The following is a 24,582-nucleotide window of genomic DNA, read 5'->3' on the forward strand; positions in this document are numbered from 1 at the left end:
CGGCGGTGGGGGCGACGACGGGGGAGCGCTGGTCGCGGGGGTGGACGGGCAGGTGCGGCTTGGCCCGTCCCGGCTCGCCCGCGAAGTCGCCGATCTGGCCGGCCGGCATCCGCTGCGGCCGGGAGAGACAGTCGTGGTGGACGCGCCGGCGGACACCGACCTGGCCGCCGTCGGCCTGTGGTGGACGCTGGCCGGCGGCGCCTGCCTGCGCGGCTCGAGGTCCGCGGCCGACGCCGACGTCCTGGTCACCTGGCCGGACGCCGCCGGGTCGCTGCTGGCGAAGCTCGGTGCCGCCCGCCGGAGACCGCGTCTGGTCGTGGTGTACGGCGGGCCGCTGGCCGACGACGCGGCGACGGGCCTGCGGCAGTGGGCCGCCGGCGGGACACCCGTGACGGTCGTGCACCGCTACGCCACACCCGAGGCGGGCGGCAGCGTCATCGAGACGGTTCTCGCCGACGCCGGTGCGGCCGGCCATCCGGACGGATCGGCGGCGGGTGTGCCGGTGTCACGGCCGGTGCTCGTGGTCGACGAGGACGGTCGGTCCCTGCCGCACACCGCGGTCGGCCACCTCGCCGTCGTGGGCGGGGCCGAGACCGGGCCTCCCGGCGATCCCGCTCTTCCCCCGGGAGAGGCCGAACCCGTTCTTCCCACCGGTGACCTGGGCCGGATCACCGGGGACGGGCGGGTACGCGTGTTCGCGGCCGTCGCGACGCCCGGTGGGCTGCGGGCCGCCACCGGTGTGGCGGCCACCCGCGACCCGCGTCCCCCCGAGCTGCTGTGGGCCGGCGCCTACCGGGTCCGGGTGGGGATCCTCGAACGGGCGATCGTCGCCGACGGCGCGGTCGCGCATGCCCGGGTCGTGGCGCGGGCCACCGTCTCCGGCGGTATCCGTCGCATCGCGTACGTGGTGCCCTCCACCCGGCTGTCGGTCGAGGCGCTGGGGCGGCGGCTGCGCACCGTCCTGCCGGCCGCGCTCCTGCCGGACGTGATCGTCGCCGTGTCGGCCCTGCCGCTCACCGCCGACGGGCTGGTCGACCTCGGCGCCCTGCTGCGCCTGCCGGTGCTCGACGAGGCCACATCCCGGGCCTGGCGGGACCGGGTCGCGCAGGTGCCGGGGGCGAGTGACGTCCAGGTGCGGATCGAGTCGGTGCCGCTACCCACGCCCCCCCGTCGCCACCTGGACGAGTTCACGCCCCCCGCGACCGAGAGCGCACCGACCGGGACCACGTCGGCCGAGAGCGCACCGGCCGGGACCACCGCGGTTCCGGCCCCGCCGGACGGGCCGGCCGGGACCGCACCGGACGTCCCACCGGCGGTGCTGGACATCCCACCGGCGGTGCTGGACGGCGGGCCGCGAGCACCGTTCGACCTGGCGGATCTGGGGATGGCGGTGCGGCGGGCGGCGGCGTCGGCGGCGTGGATCGTCCACGTCGGCGCGGACGGCACCGAGACCCGGCGTTCCTGCGCCGAGATCGCGGGGGAGGCGGAACGCATCCTCTCCGGACTGCGCGCCCGGGGCGTGTCGGCCGGTGAACCGGTGGTGTTCCAGTGCGCGCGGACGGCCGACTTCGTCCCGCTGCTGTGGGCGTGCCTGCTCGGTGGGTTCGTCGCCGTGCCGCTGGCACCGGTCCGTGACGCGGCCGGACCCGGGGACGCCCTGCGCCGCCTCGACGGTGCCCGCCGGATGCTCGGTGATCCGCCGGTGGCCGTCTCCACCGAACTGGCCGGGATACTGGCCGAGGCCGCCGCGACCGCGGGGATCGCCCCGCTGCGGCTGTTCGACCTCGACGCGCTGCGCGGCCATCCGGGTGATGACCGCACGCACGCCAGCGGACCGGACGCCCCGGCACTGCTGCTGTTCACCTCCGGCAGCACCGGGGTGCCCAAGGCCGTCCCGCTGACCCACGGCAACGTGCTGGCCAGCGCCGCCGCCGGGCGGCGCAACAACCTGGGCCCGGACACCATCTCGGTGAACTGGATGCCGCTGGAGCACGTCGGCGGCGTCGTCATGTTCCATCTGCGCGACGTTCACCTGTGCGCCTCCCAGGTGCTGGTCGAGACGTCCCGGGTGCTCGCCGACCCGCCGCGCTGGCTGGAGCTGGCCAGCCGGCACCGGGCGAGCGCCACCTGGGCGCCGAACTTCGCCTACGGCCTGGTCAACGACGCGGCCGAGGCACTGGCCGGACGCAAGCTGGACCTGTCGCGGCTCGCGTTCGTCCTCAACGGCGGCGAGGCGATCGTGGCCCGCACCGCCCGGACGTTCCTGCGCACCCTCGCCCCGTTCGGGCTGCCCGCCGACGCGATGCGGCCCGCCTGGGGCATGTCGGAGACGTCGTCCGGGGTGCTCTACAGCGACCGGTTCCGCTTCGACACCACCTCGGACGGGGACGCCCACGTCGAGGTCGGCGCGCCGCTGGCTGGCTGCGCGGTGCGGGTCGTCGGCCCGGACGGTCAGCCGGTGCGGGTCGGGCAGACCGGTCGGCTGCAGGTGCGCGGCGCGATGGTGACCGGCGGCTACCACGCCCACCCGGAGCTCGACGCCGAGGTTTTCACCGCCGACGGCTGGTTCGACACCGGCGACCTCGCGGTCATCCGCGACGGCCAGGTGGCGGTGACCGGACGGGCCAAGGACGTGGTCGTGCTCAACGGCGCGAACCACCACAGCCACGAGATCGAGGCGTTCGTCGACGTCCTAGACTGTGTCGAGACCTCGTTCACCGCCGCCTGCCCGGCCCGCGGCCCACGCGACGACACCGACCGGCTCGCCGTGTTCGTCTGCCTGGCCCCGGGGGTCGACCGGGTGGACGCGCTGCGCCGGGTGCGGGCCGCCGTGCGTGACGGCATCGGGGTGGGCCCGGACTACCTGGTTCCGGTGTCCCGCGGGGACATTCCCAAAAGTGACATCGGCAAGATCCAGCGTTCCCTGCTGACCCGCCGCTTCGCCGACGGGGTCTACGCCGGGATCGTCCGCGAGGTCCAGATCGCCCTCGGCGGCGTCGACACGCTGCCCGACTGGTTCCACCGCCCGGTGTGGGTGCCCCGAGCCCTCGCCGACCTGGGCGGACCCACCCCGGGTCTCCCGCCCGTCCACGCCACCGACCCCACTGCCCTGACCGATCCCACCGACCTGGCCGGCGCCGGGGATGTCCTGCTGATCGCCGACCGGGGCGGTCTCGCCGGACGCCTCGCCGAGCGCACGGCCGGTGGACGCCGTCCGTCCGCCGTCGTCCATCTGCTCGGCGTGGACGGACCGGCGCCGGACGGCATCCGGTCGGACGGTGTCCTGCCCGACGGCGAGCGGCTCGCCGCCGCCATCCGGGACGGGGTCGAGAGCCTGCTGCACCTGCTGCACGCGCTCGCCCCGCGGGTCGCGGTCGGCGGGCCCGCGGCCGGGCCGCCGGTCCAGCTCCTGGTGGTCACCGCCGGTGCCACAGTGGGGTCCACCGACACGCCCGCACCCGAACGGGCCATGATCACCGGACTGTTGGCCTCGGCCGCCCGGGAGTACCCCGACCTGCACATCCGCCACGTCGACTTGGAGCCCCTACGGCTGCCGGGGCGGACGCGCTGGGGGAGCACGGTCGGACACCGGTCGACGAGGCCCGGATCCTGGCCGAGGAGCTCGACAGCGCCCAGAACGAGCCGACGGTCGCCTACCGCGGCGGGCGGCGCCACGTCTCCCGGCTCGCCGGCGGCCTGACCGTCCCCACCGGCGCGGCGGCGCCCGCCGCCCCGGCCAATCCGGGCGGCCTGTATGTGCTCAGCGGTGGTCTCGGTGGTCTCGGGCGGCTGGTCGCCCGCCAGCTGCTCACCGAACACGACGCCCAGCTGCTGATCGTCGGACGTCGCCCCGGCCCGTGGCGGGCCGCCACCGTCGGTTCCGTCGGTTCCGACGGTGGGGAAGTGGGCGCGGCACTGTCCGCGCTGGCCCGCCACGGTGCGGTCCGCTACCTCGCGCTCGATCTCGCCGCCGATCCCGCGACGGTGGACGCGGCGCTGCGCCAGGCCGTCACCGCCGCGCGCCAGGAACTGGGCACGCACCTCGCAGGCGTCGTGCATCTGGCCGGCACCGTCGACCAGCGCCCGCTGGCCGAGCACACCCCACACAGCCTCGATGTCGCGATCGCCGCCAAGACCCGAGGGGCGCTCGCCCTGCACCGGCTGCTCGCCGACACCGACGGGTCGGCCGCGACCTTCGTCTCGTTCTCCTCCCTGAACGGCTACTTCGGTGGGGCGACGGTCGGTGCGTACGCGGCGGCCAACGCCTTCCTCGACGCCCTCGCGCACACCCAGCGGGCGCTCGGCCGGCGGGCCACCAGCCTGGCCTGGAGCGGCTGGGACCGCCTGGGCATGACCGCGGACGGTGTGACCGGCGAGCTGAGCGCGGCCCGCGGCTACCAGACGATCGGGCAGCGCGAGGGCATCGCGAGCCTGCGGGCGGCGCTCGCGCTCGACCTGCCGCACATCCTGATCGGGTTGGACATGACCCGGCCGTGGCCGGCCAGTCGGCTCACCGGGCCGACGCGTGCCCTGGCGCACCTGGTCGTCCGCGCCGCCCCCCACGATCCGTCCGGGCCGGGCGGACCGGCCCGCCGCGACGCGCTGCGTGAGGCCCTGGACGATCTGGAACCGACGATGGCGGACCGGTTCGGCACCGACACACCCGCCGCACGCCAGGTGTCGGCGTCACCGTCCGACGCCGACGCGCAGGCGGCGGATGGTCTCGTCGAGGGAGCAGGCGACACCCAGGGCGATGCCGGCGCCGGGAACAGCAGCGTCGGGGGCGGTGGGTCGGGGTCGGCCGACGGGACGGGCACGCAGGCCCGGACGGCCCGGGTGCGGCTCGAGCGGATCATCGCCGCGGCCTGGTGCGAGGTGCTGGGAATCGGCCAGGTCGGGGTGCACGACAACTTCTTCGACATCGGCGGGAACTCGGTGGCCGCCACCCGGCTGCACAGCCTGCTGGAGTCCCGCCTGCCCCAGCCGCCGTCGATGGTCGACCTGTTCCGCTGCCCGTCCGTGCGCACGCTGGCCAACCATCTGAGCGCTGTGGCCACGGCACGCGCCGTCACCGCGGGCGGACCCGCCACCGGTGCGTCCGCGGCGGACGGCACCCCCACCGCGGATGCCACCGAGGCCGAACCCGCTCCCACCGCGGCCGGAGAGCGGGGACGTCAGCGGGCCGAACGCCGCCTCGCAGCCCGTCGAGGAACACGGCCCTGACCGGTTCCACCTGGTCCGGTCACAGCGATCCATCCGCCGATCGTCTCCGGATGATCCCGACGAAAGGTTCGAGACATGCCGCCGTCACCGGCAGCCGCCACCGTCGCGCCACCCGAGCGGACCAGTCCGCGTGCCCCCGCGATCGTGGTCGAGGGACTGCGCCGGACCTTCGGGTCGGTGGTGGCCCTGGACGGGCTGAGTCTCACCGTCGACCACGGCGAGATCCTCGGTCTGCTCGGGCCGAACGGCGCCGGCAAGACGACCTGCGTCGACATCCTCTCGACCCTGATCCCGCCCAGCGGGGGGCGGGCCGTCGTCGCCGGCCACGACGTCGTCCGCGACCCGGCCGGGGTGCGCGCCGCCATCGCGCTCACCGGGCAGTTCGCCGCCCTGGACGAGCAGCTCACCGGAACCGAGAACCTGGTGCTGTTCGGTCGTCTGCTGGGCCTGCGCCGCCGGGCCGCCCGTGAACGGGCCCGCGAGCTGCTCGTCGAGTTCGACCTGGTGGACGCCGCCGACCGGCGGGTCGCCACCTACTCCGGGGGCATGCGCCGACGCCTCGACGTCGCCGCGAGTCTCGTCGCCGAACCGCGGGTGCTGTTCCTCGACGAGCCGACGACCGGGATGGACCCGCGGGCCCGCCAGTCGCTGTGGACGGCCGTGGCCGCCCTGCGCGAACGCGACATCGCGGTCGTACTCACCACCCAGTACCTGGAGGAGGCGGACGCGCTCGCCGACCGCATCCTGGTCATCGACCATGGCCGTCAGGTCGCCGAGGGCACCGCCGCACAGCTCAAGAGCCGGATCGGCACGACGGTCTGCGAGGTCGTGCTCGCAGACCCGGCGCAGCTACCCGCGGCCACCCGGGCCCTCGCCGACCTGTCCGCCTCCCCGGTCGCGGCCCGCTGTCCCTGCCCGCTCCCGACGGGGTGGACACCCTCGGCCGGGTCCTCGCCCGGATGGCCGACGCGGGCATCGCCCTCACCGACGCGGCGCTGCGCCGGCCGTCCCTCGACGACGTGTTCCTCGCCCTCACCGGCCATCCGGCCGCTGGGGCGACTCCGGACGATCCGGCCACACCGGGCGATCCTGGTGGTCCGGCGGCTTCTGGCGACCCGGCGATCCCCGGCGACGGTGGCCGGTGAGCGCCGCGCAGGTCTCCCGGCAGGCCTGGGTGCTGGCCGGGCGCAACGTGACGCTGCTGGGACGGGACTCGGCCGAGCTGTCCGGGGCGCTGGTCAGCCCGGTGGTGTTCTTCGTCGGCTTCTACGTCCCGCTGCGCGGAGTGATGTCCGACCTCGGCATCGACTACGCGCAGCACCTGCTGCCGGTGGTCATCCTCCAGGCGATGATCTTCGTGGCGATCAGTTCGGCGGAGGCGCTCGCCGGTGACGTGGACGCCGGCATGTACCGGCGGGTCCGCTCGATGGCGGTCGCCCGCCTCGCACCGGTGCTGGGGCGACTCGCCGCCGACCTGATCCGGGCGCTGCTCGCCGTCGCCGTGGGCATCGCCGTCGGCAGTGCCTTCGGGTTCCGCTTCCACGCGGGGGTGGCGGCGGCGTTCGGGTTCGTGGGGCTTGCGCTGCTGTTCGCCGTCGGTCTCGCGCTCGGCGCCGACGCGCTGGCGATCCGCACCGGTGCCAAGGAGTCCGTCGCGCAGACCCTGATGGTGCCGCAACTGCTGCTCATCATGATCTCCACCGGGTTCGTGCCGCTGTCCGGGCTGCCGTCGTGGCTGCGGGGAATCGCCGGGCAGCAGCCGGTGTCCCGCTTCGCCGACGCGATGCGGGCGCTGGCCAGCGGCGGTCCCACCGCCCGTCCGGTGCTGCTCGCGCTGGCCTGGGGAGTGGGAATCACCGTGGTGTTCGGTCTGCTGCTCGTGCGGGTGCTCGCTCGTCCGGCGGGAGAACGCCGATGAGCGCCGAGGTGCTGTCCCGGCCGTCCCCGCCGCCCCCGCGCCCGTCCTCGTCCTCGGCGGCCGCGGCTGACCGGGTGGCGGCCACGGGTGAACATGGCCTGGCCGCGGCGCTGCGCTGCGCCGGCCTGCAGGCCGGATGGCTGCTGCGGCGCTGGTCACGTGACCCGCTGGTGCTCGCCCAGACCCTGGTCTTCCCCGCCTTCCTGCTGCTGGTGTTCCGGGCGGTGCTGGGTGACTCGATCACCGCGGCCACCGGACGCGACAGCATCTACGGCACCGTGCCCCTCACCGTGCTTGTCGGGACGGCCTTCGGCGCGCTGGGCACCGGCGCGTCCCTGATCACCGAACGCGACCAGGGACTGCTCGCCCGGTTCCACGTCCTGCCCATCCACCGGGCCGGCGGGCCGGCCGGCCGGCTGCTCGCGGAGCTCGCCCGGTCGCTGGCCGCCTCGGTCGTGCTGACCCTGGTCGGCCTGGCCGTGGGTCTGCGCTTCCACCACGGGGTGCCCGCGGCGCTCGGGTTCGTCGTCGTGCCCTGCGTGCTCGCGGTGGGCATCGCGGCCCTCGTCACCGCGGTCGCGGTGCGGGCGCGCAACCAGGCGTCGCTGTCGCTGCTGATGCTGTTCTTCAACTCCGGGTTCGTACCCGCCGGGGACTATCCCGGCTGGTTGCAGCCGGTGGTGCGGGCCGTGCCGTTCAGCCCGGCGGTGGAGACGATGCGCGCGCTGGCCGACGACGGGCCCGTCCTCGTGCCGTTCCTGCAGACCCTCGCCTGGGGTGGCGGGCTGGTCGTCGTGTTCGGTGTGGTCGCCCTGCGTGGGTACCGCCTGGCCGCGGCGCGGCGCGGATGAGCCACCGGATGAGCGGTGGACGGAATGCACCCATTATATCTTGTCCCGTTCATGATCGTAGGTTAGCCTAACCTACATTCCTGACCAGGGGAGACGTTCGCCCTGCTCAGCGTGGGAGGAACACCCGGGTCATCCGGTCAGGGTCGGTGTTCGCAGCGGCGACAGTACTGAAGGGCAGGGGAGCATGACGGAAGGGGATGACCTGAGCGCAGCCATCCCGTCGGCTCCGTTGTCCGCCGCCGCGGTCACCTCCGCCGCTGCCGCGTCGAGGTCCGTGGGGTGGGGCGAGGCGCCCTGGTGTGTGCGGTGGATCCGGGATCATGCGGTGCGTCGTCCGACCGCGGTCTCCGTGGTGGACGATCCGGCCGCTGCGGCCACCACCTACGGTGAGCTGTGGGCGGGGGCCGCGCGGGTGGCCGCGGCGCTACGGGAACTCGGCCCGCGGGCGGGCGTCTCGTCGGCGGGCGTCTCGTCGGCGGGCACGGTGGTCGCCGTCGCCGCCGACCGGGGGACGCCGTTCATCACCGCCGCGCTCGGCTGCTGGCTGGCCGGCGTCGCCTACCTGCCGCTGGACCCGGCCCATCCACGGGCACGGCTGCGGCGGGTGTGCGCGGACGCCGCCGCCGTGGCCGTCCTGTGTTCGGCGAGCCAGGTGGGGCTCGGTGCCGACCTCGGCCTGCCCGAGATCGGCCCGGCGCAGCTGGCCGCGGCGCGCACCGAGCCCGACATGCCGGCGCCCAGCGCCCCGGATGGCTGCGCGAACGTCATCTACACCTCTGGTACCACCGGCGTCCCCAAAGGCGTCGAGGTCGGGCATGCGGGGCTCGCGAACCTGGTGCGCTGGCACCAGCGGGCCTACCCGATCCGCCCGGGCGACCGGTACCTGCACACGCTCAGTCTCGGGTTCGACGCGGCCGGCTTCGAGATCTGGCCGACGCTCGCCGCCGGCGCGACCCTGCTGGCCTGCCCGGACGACGTGCGGATGGTCAGCGGGCGCATCGTCGAGACGCTGCGGGCGTGGCGGGCGAGTCTCACGACGCTGGCCACGCCGATCGCCGAGCAGGTCCTGGCCGGGCCGGGCCTGGTCGACCTGCCGGACCTGCGCCGGATGTTCACCGGTGGCGCGCAGCTGCGGCTGCCCGCACCCGCCCCTGCCGGTGGCCGGCTGGTCAACGTGTACGGGCCGACCGAGACGTCCATCGTCGCGACGACGCACCCGGTGCTCGCCGGTGGCGCGGGGGACCGTCCAGCGATCGGCCGCCCGATCGACGGCTTCGAGATCCTGCTGCTCGACGACGCCGGCGTCGAGGTACCCGCCGGGGAACCCGGGGCATCGGGGGAGGTGTACATCGGCGGGGCCGGGGTGGCCCTCGGCTACCGCGGGGACCCGGCCACCACCGCCGCCCGGTTCGTCACCGTGTCCGGGCGCGCGGGGCGCTGGTACCGCAGCGGTGACCTGGCCCGCTGGCAGGACGGCGAGCTGCACTACCTGGGCCGCCGCGACGGCGAGCAGCTCAAGGTGCGGGGCATGCGGGTCGAGGCGGGTGAGATCGAGGCGGCGCTGATGGCCCTGCCCGGCATCACCGCCGCCGCGGTGGCCGTCGTCGGCCACGGCGCCGACTCCGACCTCGTCGCGCTCACCGTCCCCGCTGTCACCGTCCCCGCTGTCACCGTCCCCGCTGTCACCGGCACCGGGCCGGGGGGCGGCTGGGACACGGCGCGGCTGCGCGGCGCGCTCGCCGGGGTGCTGCCGGCGGGGCTCATCCCGACCGTCTGCGCGCCGGTGGCGGCACTGCCGCTGACCACGAACGGCAAGCTCGACCGCGCCCGGGTGGCCGAACTCGCCGCCGCCACCCCGCGCGGGGCGGAATCGTCCGGACGCACACCGTCCGGACCAGTGACCGTCGGCGTGCCCCGACAGGGCACGCCGGTGGGCTCGCGTGCGGCGCTGCTGTACGCGGAGCCGATCACCGAGTGGTGACAGATCCAACAACCGGGGGGCGACGCGCAGGCCGCGGCGTCACACCTGCGCCGGCCCCGCCGGACAGGGAACAGAGAAGAAGGGCACGACTCAGATAATGCACGCCACTGCTGACCGCCTGGAGGTCACACCGACCTGGCGACGGCGCCTGGGCTCCCGTCTTGCCCTGAGCGCCCTGCTGGTGGGGACGGCCGTCGGGCTCGTCGCCTGCGGATCCGACGGCTCGGACGAGGCGGCCCCGGCCGTGCCGGCCGGCACGTCCGCCGCGGCGTTCCCGGTCACCATCACCCACAAGCTCGGCACGGCGCGGATCACAACGGCACCGAAGCGGGTCGTGGCACTGGGCATCCCCGAGGCGGAGATCGCGCTGTCGCTGGGCGTCACCCCGGTCGGCATTCCCAAATCGCCGTTCAACGCCGACGGCCTCTACCCGTGGCTGGCCGGCAAGGTCGACCCGAAGACGACGACCCTGCTCACCCAGGGCGCTGACGCGAGCTTCAACACCGAGCAGATCGCCGCGCTGCGCCCCGACCTGATCCTCGCCGCGACCGACTTCAGCATCGACAAGGCCTACGCCAACCTGTCGAAGCTCGCCCCGACCGTCGCCTACGACAAGGGCCTGCTGCAGGACAGCTGGGACGACGTGACCCGCACCGTCGGCAAGGCGCTGGGCCGGCCGACCGAAGCCGACGCGCTGGTCACGAAGACCGACAACGCGATCGCCAAGGCGAAGACGGACAATCCCGGCGCGCAGGGGAAGACCTACGCGTTCGCGCTGGGCAGCACCGCACCGGGGCTCGTCGTCACCGTCTCCCCGCAGGACTTCTCCGACAAGCTGTTCACCCAGGTCGGTCTCACCATGTCGCCGACCGTGCGCGCGCTGCCCCCGGCCGCCGGCACCGGCGGGGCGCTGCTGAGCTTCGAGCAGCTCGACAAGCTCTCCGACGCCGACCTGCTCCTGGTCACCTACCTGGTGCCCACCGCGCAGGCCACCGTCGAGGGGCTGGCCGGCTACAAGGCGCTGCCCGCGGTCGCCGGCAAGCACGTCCAGGTGCTGCCCCCGGCCACCGCGACGGCGCTGCGCAACCCGGGGCCGCTGAGCATCGAGTGGGCCCTGGAGCAGATCACCCCGGCACTGGCGAGCTTCACCCGCTGACCAGCCCGGACCCAGGCACGGACCGATGACAAGGAGCCCGATGATCACGACCACATCGCCGCGGCAGACCAGCGGTGCCGAAATCGCGGTCATCGGGATGGCCGGCCGCTTCCCCGGCGCCGCGGACCTGGACGCCTTCTGGGCGAACCTGTGCGCGGGCCGGGAGGCGGCCAGCGAGTTCAGCGACGACGACCTGCTGCGCGCGGGGCTCCCCCCGCAGGCGCTGACCGAGCCACGGCTGGTGCGCCGCCGACCGATCCTCGACGGCATCGAGGACTTCGACGCCCCGTTCTTCGGCTACACCCCCCGCGAGGCCGAGACCATCGACCCGCAGCAGCGGGTGTTCCTCGAATGCGCCTGGGAGGCGCTGGAATCCGCCGGCTACGACGTGCGCCGCCTCGACGGGGCGGTCGGCGTGTTCGGCGGCGGCGGGCCGGACCTCTACTACACCACCCACATCCTGCCCAACCAGCCGGTGCTGGCCCGCATCGGCCAGTTCGCGGCGACCCTCGGCAACGAGAAGGACTTCCTCGCCCCGCGGGTGTCGTACAAGCTGAACCTGCGCGGGCCGCGCATCAGCGTGCTCACCGGCTGCTCGTCGTCGCTGGTCGCCCTGCACCTGGCCAGCCAGAGCCTGCTCTCCGGCGAATCCGACTACGCCCTCGCCGGTGGCGTCACCATCTTCCTGCCGCAGCGCGCCGGCTACCTGCACACCCCGGGCGGGGTGAACTCACCCGACGGCCGCTGCCGCACGTTCGACGCGGACGCCAACGGCACCGTCCCCGGGGACGCGGCGGCCGTCGTCGTGCTGCGCCGGCTCTCCGACGCGCTCGCCGACGGCGACCCGATCCTCGGCGTGGTGCTCGGCAGCGCGGTGAACAACGACGGCGCCGACAAGGTCGGCTTCACCGCCCCCAGCGTGGACGGCCAGGCCGACGTGATCGCCGAGGCACTCGCCGTCGCCGACGTCGAGGCCGACTCGATCGGCTACCTCGAGGCCCACGGGACGGGCACCCGCCTCGGCGACGCCATCGAGATCGCTGCGCTCACCCAGGCGTTCGACACCCCCACCCGCCAGTTCTGCCGGATCGGCACCGTCAAGCCGAACATCGGGCACACCGACACCGCCGCCGGGGTCACCGGTCTGATCAAGATCCTGCTGTCGCTGCGGGCGGGCCAGATCCCGCCGAACCTGCACTGCCCGCGGCCCAACCCGGAGATCGGGTTCGAGAACACCCCGTTCCGGGTGAACACCGAGCTGTCGGCCTGGCCGCGGGGCCCGCTGCCGCGCCGCGCCGGGGTCAGCTCGTTCAGCGTCGGCGGGACCAACGCCCATGTCGTCGTCGAGGAACCCCCCGTGCCCGCCCCGCCGGACGCCCCGGCCCGTCCCGCCGCGCTGCTGCTGGTCAGCGGACGCACACCGGACGCCCTCGACGCCGCCCGCCACCGGCTCGCCGCCCATCTGCGTGCCACCGACCCGGACCCGGCCCTGCTCGCCGACGTCGCCTTCACGACCCAGACCGGACGGGCCGAGTTCCGCCACCGCCACGCCGTGGTCGCCGCGACCGCGCCGGCCGCGGCCGACCTGCTCGAGGCATCCGGCCCGCCCTCGCGCCTGGGCACCGCCGCCGGCAGCACCCGGGGCAGCGCCGGCACGGCCGGTTCCGCCGGCACCGACGGACCGGACGTGGCGTTCCTGTTCCCCGGCCAGGGCAGCCAGTTCACCGGGATGGCCCGCGACCTGTACGACACCGAACCGGGTGTCCGGGCGACCATCGACGAGTGCGCCGCGCTGCTGGCCCCGCGGCTCGGACTCGACGTGCGCGAGGTGCTGTTCCCCGCCGACCCCACCGGCACCGCCGCCGCGGCCCTGGCCCTGGACCGCACCGATCTCACCCAGCCGGCGCTGTTCACCGTCGAGTACGCCCTCGCCCGCCAGCTCGTCGACTGGGGTATCACCCCGGCGGCGATGCTCGGCCACAGCATCGGCGAGTTCGTCGCGGCCACCCTCGCCGGCGTGTTCACCCTGCCGGCCGCGTTGGAACTGGTCGCCGCCCGCGGCCGGCTGATGGCCGCCGCGGACGGCGGGATGATGGCCGCCGTCGCGCTGTCCCAGGTGGCGCTCGCCCGCCACCTGGACGCCACCCCGGTCGGCCTGGCCGCGGTGAACGGCCCGGAGCAGACCGTCGTGTCCGGACCCGCCCCGGACGTCCTCGCCCTGCTCGCCCGGCTGCGGGCCGCCGGTGTCGCCGCCACCGCGCTGCGCACCAGCCACGCCTTCCACTCGGCGATGATGGACGGCGCCGTCGACCCGTTCACCGAACTGGTCCGCGCGGTCGGCCGGGCCGCGCCGACCAGCGCGTTCGTCTCCTGCGTCACCGGCACCTGGATCACCCGCGAGCAGGCCACCGACCCGGCCTACTGGGGCCGTCAGCTACGTGAACCGGTGCGTTTCGCCGCCGGGGTGGCCACCCTCGCCGCCGACGACCTCGTGCTCGTCGAGGTCGGGCCCGGCACCACCCTCGCCCGCGCACTCGGCCCCGCCGCCGGGGCGAACGTGCTGGCCAGCCTGGGCGCGGCCCGCGACGCCACCGCCGTGCCCGGCGCCGCCCTGATGACGCTGCTCGGCGCCCTGTGGACCCAGGGTGCGCGCGCGGACTGGGCAGCCGTGCAGGGCCGGACCGTCCGCCGGCGCCGACTCCTGCCGACCTACCCGTTCCAGCGTTCCCGCCACTGGATCGACCCCCCACGCGCCGCCGCCGTGCCGAACCCCGGCGCACCGACCACCACCCCGGCCTCCGCCTCCATCGGCCCGCTCGACGCCACCACCCTGGCCGGTGTGGACGGGCTGGACGATGCTGGCGCCCCCGACGGTGCCGGGACGGCCCACGGTTCGGCCGCGCCCGGTGCCACCGGGGCCGGCGACGGCCCGCCGTCCCCGCCCCGACCGGAGGATCCCGACGATCCGGTGCAGGCGGAGGTGCTGCGGATCTGGCGGGACGTCATGGGTCTCGACGACATCGCCGTCGACGACAACTTCTTCGACCTCGGCGGCCATTCGCTGCTCGCCGCCCAGGTGGTGGCGCGCATCGAGAGCGCCTTCCCGATCCAGGTGTCGGTCGCGGAGATCCTCGGGCCGGCGCCGACCGTGGCCACCATGGCGGCCGTCGTCGACAGCCGGCTGGAGGAACGGCTGGCCGAGCTCACCGACGAGGAGGCGGCCCTGCTGCTGGGCCAGAACGCGGAGCTCGCGGGCCCGACCGGCCAGGACGCCGCCCGATGAGCGCCCCGTCGCAGAGCCCGGCGACCCCGCCGTCCGACCAGAGCACCCCGCCGCCCCCGGCGGGGACGTCCGCCTCGGCGGCGAAGCAGGCGCTGCTCGCCCGTTGGCGTTCCGGCGGCGCGCCGCGCCGCAGCGAGATCGCCCGGCGGACATCCCCGGGCCCGGCACCCGCCTCCTACACCCAGGAGGCACTGTGGTTCCTGGTGCGGCTACGCGAGGGCAACCCGTTCTACAACATGGCGCTGCCGGTCCGGCTGTCCGGCCCGCTGGACGCCGACGCCCTGCGCACCGCGGTCGCCGGCCTGCTGGCCCGCCACGACGTGCTGCGCACCGGGTTCGAGTCGGTCGAGGGCCGTCCGGTGCAGGTCGTGGCGCCGGTGGCGGCGATCGCGGTGCCACTGGTCCTCCACGATGCGGGTGAGCTCGGCGTCGCCGACGATCCCGACGAGATCGACGCGTGGATTCGGACCCGGGCCCACCAGCCGTTCGACATCACCCGCCCGCCGCTGGTCGGCTTCGACGTGCTGCGCCTCGGTGCCGACGACCACGTGCTGACGGTGCGGATGCACCATCTGATCGGCGACGGCCTGTCGATGGGCATCCTCGCCCACGAACTCGGCGACCTCTACGCGGCGGCGCGGCACGGGCAGGCCCCGGCGCTGCCGGCGCTGCCGATCCAGTTCGCCGATTTCGCCGCCTGGCAGCGCGGCGACGCCCAGTCCGCGGTGATCGCCGCCGACCTGGCGTACTGGCGGGTCCGACTGGCCGACCGGCCCGCCACCCCCGCCGCCCTGCCGGCCGACCATGCCCGCCCGGCCGTCCCCAGCCATCTGGCCGAAAGCCACCCCTTCGGCGTGGCACCGGACGTCTCCGTCCGGCTGCGTGAACTCGCCCGCGCCCAGGGCGCCACCCCGTACATGCTGATGCTGACGGCATTCAAGGTCCTGCTGCACCGTTACAGCGGCGAGACCGACCTGATCGTCGGTTCGGCGGCCCACGGCCGCGACCGCCCCGAAACCGCCGGGCTGATCGGCTACTTCGCGAACACGCTGGTCATGCGCACCGATCTGAGCGCCGACCCGACGTTCGCCGCGGCACTCGCCCGGGTCCGCGACACCTGTCTGGACGCGTTGCGCCACCGCAGCGCCCCGTTCGAGTCGGTCGTCGCCGACCTCGCCCCCGGCCGCGACGCCGCCGAGAACCCGGTGTTCGCCGTGTCCCTCGTGCAGCAGCGCCTGCCCGAGGACGCCCGGATGGGCGACCTGTCCGTGACCCTCGCCGGGCGCCGCATCGGCGTCACCCAGTCCGACATCGTCGTCCACGTGTGGGAACGCGGCGATCTGATCGAGGGCATGATCGTCGGTGCCCGCGACCTGTTCCGCTCCGAGACCGTCGCACGGATGGCCGGCCACCTGGAGACTTTGCTGACCGCGGCGGCGCAGGACCCCGAACGCCGGCTGTCCGCGCTGCCGCTGCTGACCGCCGCCGAAACCGACGACGCGTTCGCCCAGGAACACGCCACCGACGTGCCCACGCCGAGCACCGCCCTCGGCGAGGGCGCCGACACCGTCCTGGCCCGGCTCACCGCGCTGGCCGGGCACGGCGCCGACCTGCCGGCCCTGCGGCTACCCGGCGCAGCCCCGATGTCCCGGCGCACCCTGCTCGCCGAGGTCACCGCCCTGCGCGACCGGCTGGCCGCCGCCGGAGCCACCCACGGCACCCGCATCGGCGTGGCCGTCCACCCCGCCGGCCGGCGCGCCGTCGCCCTGCTCGCCGCCGCGGCCACGGACGGCAGCTGCGTCCCCCTGCCGCCCCCCGCCGCCGGCCCCGCGGAGCCGGTCGGCACCGACATGGGCGACACGCTGCTGGTCGTGGACGGTCCCGCGGACGGCGAACCCTTCCGCGTGCTCCGGACGTCCACGCCGGGATGGGAACCCGCATCGTCCCCGCTGGACGCCGTGGAAGGCGCGCGGCTGGTCCGCCTTGCCGACTGGCTGTGGCCCCGACTGGCCCCGTCCGGCAGTACCGGCGGGAGCGCTCCCGGTGTCGGCGCGCGACCATCGGAGCCGGCGGGGACCGTGCGCTGGACCGGAGGCCTGGGAACGGTCGGGGACGTCCACGAGACGATGGTGCCGCTGCTGGCCGGAGCGACCCTGCTGGCCTACCCGACCGATCCGGCTGCGCCCGCGGGTGGCGCTGTACCCGCCGGTGGCGTCGCGGGCGGGTGGGTGGTCGGGTTCAGCGCGGCCGGGCCGGTCGAACCCGCCGCGGCGGCCGATCCCGGTACCGGCCAGGTGACCGTCGTCGTGGACGACGTGCTGCCCCGCCGGGCCGCCGAGGCGTACCTGGCGTCGACGTCAGGCCCGGTGCACTTCCTGTTCGCGCCGCACGTGTCGGGGGGACCGGTCAGCCTCACCCGGGTCGAGGCCACGGGCGGGAGCCCGGCTGCGCCCCCAGCTGAGGCGGTGAGTCCGGGTCGGGCAGGGAATCCGGGTGAGAACGTACCGGTCGGGACCGACCGGCTCGGTGCGCTGCGGGTCGTCGACGACGCGGCCGGGCTCGCCCCGATCGGGGTCACCGGGCCGCTGCTGACCCTGCCCGCCCTGGCGCACACCGGTCTGCGCGGCCGGCGACTCGCCGACGGGCGCATCGACCTGGTCACCCCACGGCTGGGCCGGGTCACCGTCGCCGGGTATCGCCTTGACCTGGACCGGCTGGCCGGCCGGCTGCGCGGCGAGCTGCCGTCCCTCACGGACGTGGCCTTCAGCGTGGCCCGGGACAGCACCGGCCGGGCCCATCTGACGGTGCACGTCGTCCCGGCGGCCCACTATGACGGTCCGGCGGTGCTGGCCGCCGTGCGCGCCGTGCTGCCCGGCGGCGGTCGCGGTGTTCCTGGCCTGGTCGTCCCGGTCACGGCGATCCCGCGCCGCCTCGACGGGACCCCCGACCTGGACCTGCTCGACCGCCTGCCCCTCGTCGACCGTGATCTCCTGCGCCGCTGGCAGGACACGCTCGCCGCGCTGCCCGGCGTGACCGGCGCCGCCGTCATGGTCCTCGCCGAGACGGGGGCCGGGGCCGGGACCGAGGCGGTGGCCGGGGCCGGGGCCGAGGTGGCGACCGGGACTGAGGCGGTGGCCGGGGCCGGGGCCCAGCGGGTGTGTGGGCTGCTGACGGTGCACGGGTTCGTCACGGTGGACGATCCGGCCTCCACCACGCCGCCGGGATGGGCCTCGTCGCGCGTGTCGGACCGCCGCGGAACGCCGACGACCTGCACGGTCACCGTGGTCGACGGCGAGCTGCCGCGTACCGACGAGGGCCCCGACCTCGCCGCGCTGGCCCGTCTGCTCGAGGCCGGGAGCGCGGCCGCGACGACGGCGGCGGTGGGGACGACCGGAACGGGCCGGTCCACCACGCCGGCGTCCGGGACCGAGGCGGAGATCGCCGCGATCTGGCAGGCGGTGCTTCGCCTGGACACCATCGGGGTGGACGACGACTTCTTCGACCTCGGCGGGCATTCGCTGCGGGCCGCCGAGGTGATCATCACGTTGGGGGAGCGGCTCGGCGTGCGGCTCCCGATGACGGCGATGTTCGAGACACCGACGGTGGCCGGGCTCGCCGCCGCCGTCGAACGCCACCGGGCGACACCGCTGGCGTCCGTCGATCCTGTGTCCGGGGCGCGCCGGGACGCGGTGCTCGCCTCGGACATCACCGCCGACGGCACCCGGCCCTACGACGAGACCACCCGGGGCGCGCCGCGGGAGGTGCTGCTGACCGGGGCGACCGGGTTCCTCGGCGCGTTCCTGCTCGCCGAACTGCTGCGGCGCACCGACGCCCGGGTGCACTGCCTGGTGCGGGCCACCGACCCCACGGCCGGCCTCGACCGGCTGCGCGCCACCCTGACCCGCTACCGCCACTGGGACGAGGCGTTCGCAGCGCGGATCGTCGCCGTCCCCGGCGATCTGGGCCGCCCCGGGTTCGGCCTGCGCCCCGCCGACCTGGACGAGCTGGCCGCCACCCTCGACCTGATCGTGCACAACGGCGCGTCCGTCAGCATGATCGCGCCGTACGAGTCGCTGCGGGCGGCGAACGTGGACGCGACCACCGAGGTGCTGCGTCTGGCCGCCCGGGTGCGGGTGAAGCCGGTGCACTACGTGTCGACGGTCGGGGTGGCCATCGCCGCCCACGGCAACCCGCCGCTGCTCACCGAGGACCGCCGGGTCGACCCCGGGCAGCTCGAACCGGGCGGCTACCCGCTGTCGAAATGGGTGGCCGAGGAACTGGCCGCCCAGGCGGCGGCGCGGGGGCTGCCGGTCGCCGTCTACCGGCCGGGACGGGTCAGCGGGGACAGCCGCACTGGTGTCGGCACGACCGACGACGTGCTGTGGAGCTACGTCCAGGCGGTCGTCCAGACCGGCGTGGTACCCGACGACGCGTCGCTGCGCGGCCTCGACCTGGGCCTGGTCCCCGTGGACTACGTCGTCGCCGCCCTGGTCGAACTCGCCCTCACCCGGCCGGCGACCGGCACCGTCTACCACCTGACGAACCCACGTCCGACCCTGCTCGGGAACCTGCTCGACCGGCTGGGTGCGCTCGGCTACCCGTCCACGGTCGTGTCCGAGCAGGCCTGGCGCGAGGCGCTGCGGGTAGCCGCGGCCACCGCGCGGAGCCCCGCGATCGCGACCGTGCGGGCGCTGGAGGCCGCGGGTCCGCGGGGCGACGAGGCGTCCGGCCGGTACCGGTTCGACGACCACAACACCCGCACCGCGCTGGACCGGTCCGGGCTGCGCTGTCCGACCGTCGACGACACCGTCGTCGACCGCTACCTGACGGCGGCCGTGGACTCGGGCTTCCTGCCCGACCCCGGACGGCGCGCCCCCTGACGACGCACCTGATGACGACGCGCACCCGATGACGACGCCCGACCCGACGACCCGACTGGAGAACCATGCCGTCCATGCCCGTCCCGATCGCGGACTTCACCGAGCGGAAGTTCGGCATCGCGGGCACGATCAGCGCGATCACCCGGCTCTCACCCGGCCTGCTCCGGCTGGAGGTGACCTGCCCGCAGCCGAAACGCAAGCCGTGGCAGCCGGGACACGAGATCGAGTTCCGGGTCGGCGAACGCGCGTTCCGTCACTACAGCGTCATGGACTACACCCCTGCCCCTGCCCCTGCCCCTGATGCTGATGCTGATGGTGGTGCTGGCGGCGGCGTGATGACCGTCCTCGTCCATCTGCACGGCGACGCCCCCGGCACCAGGTGGCTGCTCGGGCGGGCCGTCGGCGACGAGGTCGCCGTGCTCGGCCCCGGGCACGCCCTCGACCGGGGGCCGGGCGGGCGGCGGCTGCTGCTGGGTGACACCAGCACGATCAGCACCTTCGCGGCGATGCTGACCGCGGACGGCGTCGGGCCGGCCGGCGACCACGACGCGCCGGCCGCCACCAGCGCCGCGGTCGCCGGGAATGTCCGCTACCTCGGGGCGGTGGAGGTGGCCGAGGCGGACGCGGCGGCGGCGGCCGAGCTGCTGCCCGGGATCGACGTGGTCGTCGCACAGGAGGCGCCGGGGGAGGCCCTGGCCGGCTGGCTGGGCAAGGCGGTCGCCGAGACCGGCGGTGACCTCGCCGACCGCGCCCATCTGATCGGCCACGCCGGCACCATCCAGTCCCTGCGTACGACGCTGCGGGCCACCACGACACTGGACCGCCGCGCCATCGTCACCAAGCCGTACTGGGCCACCGGCAAGGTCGGCCTGTGAGCCCCCGGCGGGGACGGGCACCCCGACCGAAGCCGTCCGCGGCGTTCCGGGAACTGTCGGAACCGGTGGGCGGCGCCCTGCGGGTGGCGACACTGCTGCGGGCACTGGCATCCCTGGCCGGGCTGGTGCCGCTGGCCGCCGGCTACCTGCTCGCGAAGGAGGCACTCGACCCGGACGGCGCGGCACCCGCACGCGGCACCCTGTGGACGATCACCATCGTGGCGGTCGTCGGAGCACTCGTGCACTTCGCTTTGGCCTCGGCGGCGGTCGCGATCAGCCACCACGCGGACGCCACGCTGCAGCTGCTGCTGCGCCGACGCATCGCCGACCATCTGAGCCGGGTGCCGCTGGGCTGGTTCACCGAGACCAACAGCGGCACCGTCCACCGCGCACTGCACGACGACATCGACGAGATGCACTACGTCGTCGCCCACGCCCGGCTCGACCTGACCGCCGCGCTCGTCTCCCCGCTGGCCGCGCTGGTCTGGCTGTTCACCGTCAACTGGGCGCTGGCGCTGGCGCTGATCACGCTGGTGCCGATCATCGGTTTCCTGGTCGCGCAGCGCCGGCTGATCGGCGGGGCCCGGGCGCAGATGGGCGCGGTCGCGGCGGCGATGGCCGCGGTCAACGCCGCCGTCGTCGAGTTCGTGCGCGGCGCCGCGGTGCTGAAGGTCTTCGGTCGCGGCGCGGGCGCCCAGCAGCGGTACGCGACCGCGGTCGACGAGTACCACCGGGTGTTCACCGCCGGCAACGGCCCGATCCTGCGTACCGTGTCGCGCAGCACCAGCCTGGTCTCCCCGGTGGCGATGCTGATCGTCATCCTCACCGGCGGCCTGCTGCTCGTCGAGGCCGACCAAGACGACCCCGCTGGACGTCCTGCCGTTCGTCCTGCTCGGCCTGGGTCTGGCCGCGCCGGTGCTGAACGCGGGACAGGCCACCGCCGCCCTGCACACCGCGTCCGCCGCCGCTGACCGCGTCCGTGACCTGCTCGCCACCCCCGTCCTGCCCGACCCGGCGGCCGCCCCTGTCTCTGCCGGCGCCCCTGTCTCTGCCGGCGCCCCTGTCTCTGCCGGCGCCCCTGTCTCTGCCGGCGCCCCTGTCTCTGCCGGCGCCACGGTTCCCACCGACGCCACCCGGCCCACCGACGTCACCGGTCCGGCGCCGGTGGGGATCACGGTGGCGTCGGTGGAGTTCCACGGCGTGGAGTTCGGCTACCGCGACGACGCCCAGGTGCTGCGCGGCATCGACCTGACGCTGACCCCGGGGACACTCACCGCACTCGTCGGACCGTCCGGCGCCGGGAAGTCGACGCTCGCGTCACTGGTACCGCGCTTCTACGACGTGGGTGCCGGACGGATCACGGTCGGCGGGCGAGACGTGCGGGAGTTCCCGTTCGACGAGCTGTACCGGCTGGTCGGCTTCGTCTTCCAGGACACGTCCCTGGTGCGCACCAGCATCGCCGACAACATCCGCCTCGCCCGCCCGGACGCGGACCGCGCGGCCGTCGAACGGGTGGCGCGGGCCGCGCACATCCACGACCGGATCGTCGCGCTGCCCCGCGGCTACGACTCGATCGTCGGCGTGGACGCCGACCTCTCCGGCGGGGAACGTCAGCGGGTCGCGATCGCCCGGGCGCTGCTCGCCGACGCCCCGATCCTCATCCTCGACGAGGCGACGGCGTTCGCCGACCCGGACTCCGAAGCGCTCGTCCAGGAGTCCCTGTCCCAGCTCGCCGCCGGACGCACCGTGCTGGTCATCGCCCACCGGCTGGCCACCGTCGTCGGCGCCGACCAGATCGTCGTGCTCGACGCCGGCCGGATCGTCGAACGCGGCCGGCACGCGGAACTGCTCGCCGCGGGCGGCCTCTACCGCGCGCTGTGGAACGCCGGTGGATCCGGTGACATCCCGGTCCCGACGCCGCGTCCACCAGTACCAGCCCATGCCGGTCAGGAGGCACAGTCATGATCCGAGCGCTGTTGCGGGTGGTCGGCGCCGGCACCCGGGTCGGCCTGCGGCGTCACATGCTGCTCGTCGCCGCCTACGCCGCCGGCGAAGGGGTCTGCTTCGTGCTGCTGCTGCCGCTGCTACGGGCGATGCTGTCCGAAGGTGGCCGCTCGGGGGAGCTGGGCACGGCCTGGGGGTGGCTCGCCGGACTCGCCGGCGTCGCGGTGCTCACCCTCGTGCTGCGCTACCGCGCGCAGCTCAGCGGCTTCCGGATCGGCATCGCCACGATCAACGCGTTGCACCACCGCCTGGGCGAGCATCTGATGACCCTGCCGGTCGGCTGGTTCACCCCGGCCCGCACCGGACGTCTCGCCCGCGTCGTCGGCCAGGGCACCAAGGACGCCGCCGGCATCATCGCCCACCTGCTCGAGCCGCTGCTCGTCGCGACCGTAGTGCCCGTCGTGGTCATCGTCGGGGTGCTCGTCGTCGACTGGCGGATCGGGCTCGTCCTGGTCGTCGCCATCCCGGTGGTGTACCTGGTGTACCGGGTGAGCACCACCCGGGTGGACGCGGCGGTGCGCGCCGCGGACGTCGCCGCCGTCGAGGCCACCAACCGGGTCGTCGAGTTCGCCCGCGCCCAGGCCGTGCTGCGTTCCAGCGGCAGCACCGGCCTCGGCCGCCGCCTGCTCGACGACGCGCTCGTCGCCCAGAACGACACCGTGCGTCGGCGCAACCGGGTCGAGGTGCCCGCCCGCGCCGCGTTCGCCACGGTGATCCAGCTCGTCGTCGGCGTGGTGCTGACCGTCGTCACCGCGATCCTGCTCGGCGACGACGCGCATCCCGCCGAGCTCATCGCGATCGTCGTGCTCGTCGTGCGGGTCGCCGAACCTGTCGCGGCGCTGGCCGGCCTCGGCTCGGCGATGCGGGTCTCCCGCGACCAGCTCGGCCACATCGACGACCTGCTCGCCACCCCGTCCCTGCCCGAACCGGCCACCGCGACCGTCGACACCGCCGCGACCAACGGGTCCGCCGGTGCCGTCGACGGCGGGCCGGCGCTGGCGATGGCGCGGGGTCAGGGCGTCGACGTCGAGTTCGACCGGGTCGGTTTCGGCTACCCGGGGCGGCGCAGCCGCCGCCCCGGCGCTCGCCGACATCAGCCTGCACTGCCCGGCCGGGACGATGACCGCGATCGTCGGTACGTCCGGCGCCGGCAAGAGCACCCTGATCCGCCTCGCCGCCCGCTTCTTCGACACCGACACCGGCGCTGTGCGGATCGCCGGTGCGGACGTGCGTGAACTGGCCGCCGCCCAGCTCGCCGGCCTGTTCACGATGGTCATGCAGGACGTGCACCTGTTCGACGGCACCATCGGTGAGAACATCGCGCTCGGACGTCCCGACGCCGACGACGACGCGCTGCGCGAGGCGGCCCGGCGCGCCCGCGTCAACGAGATCGTCGACCGGCTGCCCGACGGTTTCGACACCCGCGTCGGCGAGGGCGGTACGGCCCTGTCCGGCGGTGAACGCCAGCGGGTCTCTCTGGCCCGGGCCCTGCTCGCCGACGCGCCGCTGCTGCTGCTCGACGAGGCGACCGCCGCCGTCGACGCGGCCAACGAGGCCGCCATCAGCACCGCGATCGACGAGCTGCGCGGCTCGCACACCCTGATCGTCGTCGCCCACCGGCTGCGCACGATCGCCGCCGCCGACCGGATCGTCGTCCTCGACGGCGGACACATCCACGAGACCGGTACCCACGCCGAGCTGCTCGCCCTGGACGGCCGCTACGCCCGCCTGTGGGAACGCACCGTACGTACCACCGGCTGGCACCTGCGCCCCGCGCCCGCGCCTTCACCCGCACCCGACCCGGTGCCCGCCGCCCGCCGATGACGCCCGTGTCACACCCTCCTCGGACGTCCGCGGCGACCGGCCTCGCACCCGTCCCCACCATCCCGGCGGGCACCGCTGCGCCGGGGGGCACTGCCGTTCCGGCTGGCACGGCCGCTCCTGCGGGTATGGCTGCCTCAGCCGACCTGGGTCGTCCCGCTCGGGGGCGGGGTGGCCGGCACGCCGTCTGTCTGGCGGTCGGCTTCGCGGTGCTGCTGGTCGCCGTCGCGCTCAGCATCGCCGTCGGCGCCCGGATACTGCCCCTGCACACCGTCCTCGGGGCGGTGTTCGACTACGACGGCAGTGCCGACGAGTCCATCGTGCGCCAGCTGCGGCTGCCGCGAACCCTGCTGGGTCTGGCCGCCGGCGTCGCGCTCGGCCTCGCCGGGGCGCTGATGCAGACGCTCACCCGTAACCCGCTCGCCGACCCCGGGATCCTCGGCGTCAACGCCGGCGCCGCCTTCGCGATCGTGCTCGCCGCCGCGTTCGCCGGTGTGACCTCGCCCGCCGGCTACGTCTGGTTCGCCTTCGCCGGCGCCGGCGCGCTCGCCGGGCTGTCCTACCGGCTCGGTTCCGCCGGCCGCGCCGGG

14 protein-coding genes and 2 pseudogenes are annotated in these 24,582 nt (G+C 75.1%); all 16 read left to right on the forward strand.

All coding sequences use genetic code 11. The features are described 5' to 3' along the window. Positions 1-3,700: AMP-binding protein (locus tag G6R24_RS04310; protein WP_163547871.1), on the forward strand; the 3,700-nt coding region annotated here is incomplete at its 5' end. Positions 3,701-3,756: 56 nt separating this feature from the next. Beyond that, on the forward strand, positions 3,757-5,223 hold the full coding sequence (locus G6R24_RS04315) for a beta-ketoacyl reductase (protein ID WP_163547872.1): 1,467 nt from the start codon (positions 3,757-3,759) through the stop codon (positions 5,221-5,223). A 75-nt stretch (positions 5,224-5,298) separates the two neighbouring features. After that, positions 5,299-6,036: pseudogene (locus G6R24_RS04320) on the forward strand (ATP-binding cassette domain-containing protein); the annotation flags it as partial. 116 nt (positions 6,037-6,152) lie between these two features. After that, a complete protein-coding gene (locus G6R24_RS24375) occupies positions 6,153-6,368 on the forward strand; it encodes a hypothetical protein (RefSeq protein ID WP_276529332.1) in 216 nt (71 codons plus the stop codon). Then, positions 6,365-7,141: an ABC transporter permease gene (locus G6R24_RS04325; protein WP_163547873.1), complete on the forward strand. Its 777-nt coding sequence runs from the start codon at positions 6,365-6,367 to the stop codon at positions 7,139-7,141. Before G6R24_RS24375 ends, G6R24_RS04325 begins: the two co-directional genes overlap by 4 nt. After that, positions 7,138-7,992, forward strand: coding sequence for an ABC transporter permease (locus tag G6R24_RS04330; RefSeq protein ID WP_163547874.1), 855 nt, complete (start codon positions 7,138-7,140; stop codon positions 7,990-7,992). The genes G6R24_RS04325 and G6R24_RS04330 overlap by 4 nt, the downstream gene beginning before the upstream one ends. Positions 7,993-8,176: 184 nt before the next feature. Beyond that, on the forward strand, positions 8,177-9,973 hold the full coding sequence (locus G6R24_RS04335) for an amino acid adenylation domain-containing protein (RefSeq protein WP_163547875.1): 1,797 nt from the start codon (positions 8,177-8,179) through the stop codon (positions 9,971-9,973). A 97-nt stretch (positions 9,974-10,070) separates the two neighbouring features. Then, positions 10,071-11,129, forward strand: a complete 1,059-nt coding sequence (locus G6R24_RS04340; protein ID WP_163547876.1) for an ABC transporter substrate-binding protein — start codon at positions 10,071-10,073, stop codon at positions 11,127-11,129. Between the two features lie 40 nt (positions 11,130-11,169). Then, positions 11,170-14,412 carry a type I polyketide synthase gene (locus G6R24_RS04345; protein ID WP_163547877.1) on the forward strand — a complete coding sequence of 1,081 codons (3,243 nt, stop codon included), beginning with the start codon at positions 11,170-11,172 and terminating at the stop codon, positions 14,410-14,412. Beyond that, entirely contained in the window at positions 14,409-19,292 is a 4,884-nt protein-coding gene (locus G6R24_RS04350; RefSeq protein WP_163547878.1) for a thioester reductase domain-containing protein, read from the forward strand. The genes G6R24_RS04345 and G6R24_RS04350 overlap by 4 nt, the downstream gene beginning before the upstream one ends. Positions 19,293-19,366: 74 nt before the next feature. Next, the gene (locus G6R24_RS04355) at positions 19,367-20,167 is read left to right on the forward strand and encodes an SIP domain-containing protein (RefSeq protein WP_163547879.1); all 801 of its coding nucleotides are present in this window, start codon (positions 19,367-19,369) and stop codon (positions 20,165-20,167) included. Continuing rightward, a complete protein-coding gene (locus G6R24_RS04360; protein WP_163547880.1) occupies positions 20,164-21,138 on the forward strand; it encodes an ABC transporter ATP-binding protein in 975 nt (324 codons plus the stop codon). Before G6R24_RS04355 ends, G6R24_RS04360 begins: the two co-directional genes overlap by 4 nt. Then, positions 21,083-22,132: an ATP-binding cassette domain-containing protein gene (locus G6R24_RS21865; RefSeq protein WP_338084406.1), complete on the forward strand. Its 1,050-nt coding sequence runs from the start codon at positions 21,083-21,085 to the stop codon at positions 22,130-22,132. The genes G6R24_RS04360 and G6R24_RS21865 overlap by 56 nt, the downstream gene beginning before the upstream one ends. After that, on the forward strand, positions 22,129-23,406 hold the full coding sequence (locus G6R24_RS04370) for an ABC transporter transmembrane domain-containing protein (RefSeq protein ID WP_163547881.1): 1,278 nt from the start codon (positions 22,129-22,131) through the stop codon (positions 23,404-23,406). The genes G6R24_RS21865 and G6R24_RS04370 overlap by 4 nt, the downstream gene beginning before the upstream one ends. Beyond that, complete coding sequence (locus G6R24_RS21870) at positions 23,291-23,995, forward strand: ATP-binding cassette domain-containing protein (RefSeq protein WP_163547882.1); 705 nt, start codon at positions 23,291-23,293, stop codon at positions 23,993-23,995. The genes G6R24_RS04370 and G6R24_RS21870 overlap by 116 nt, the downstream gene beginning before the upstream one ends. Positions 23,996-24,120: 125 nt before the next feature. Next, positions 24,121-24,549 (forward strand): annotated as a pseudogene (locus tag G6R24_RS23165) (iron chelate uptake ABC transporter family permease subunit); the annotation flags it as partial. Positions 24,550-24,582 lie beyond the last annotated feature (33 nt).

The sequence above is a fragment of the Candidatus Frankia nodulisporulans genome, assembly GCF_902806475.1.
GTDB lineage: Bacteria > Actinomycetota > Actinomycetes > Frankiales > Frankiaceae > Frankia > Frankia umida.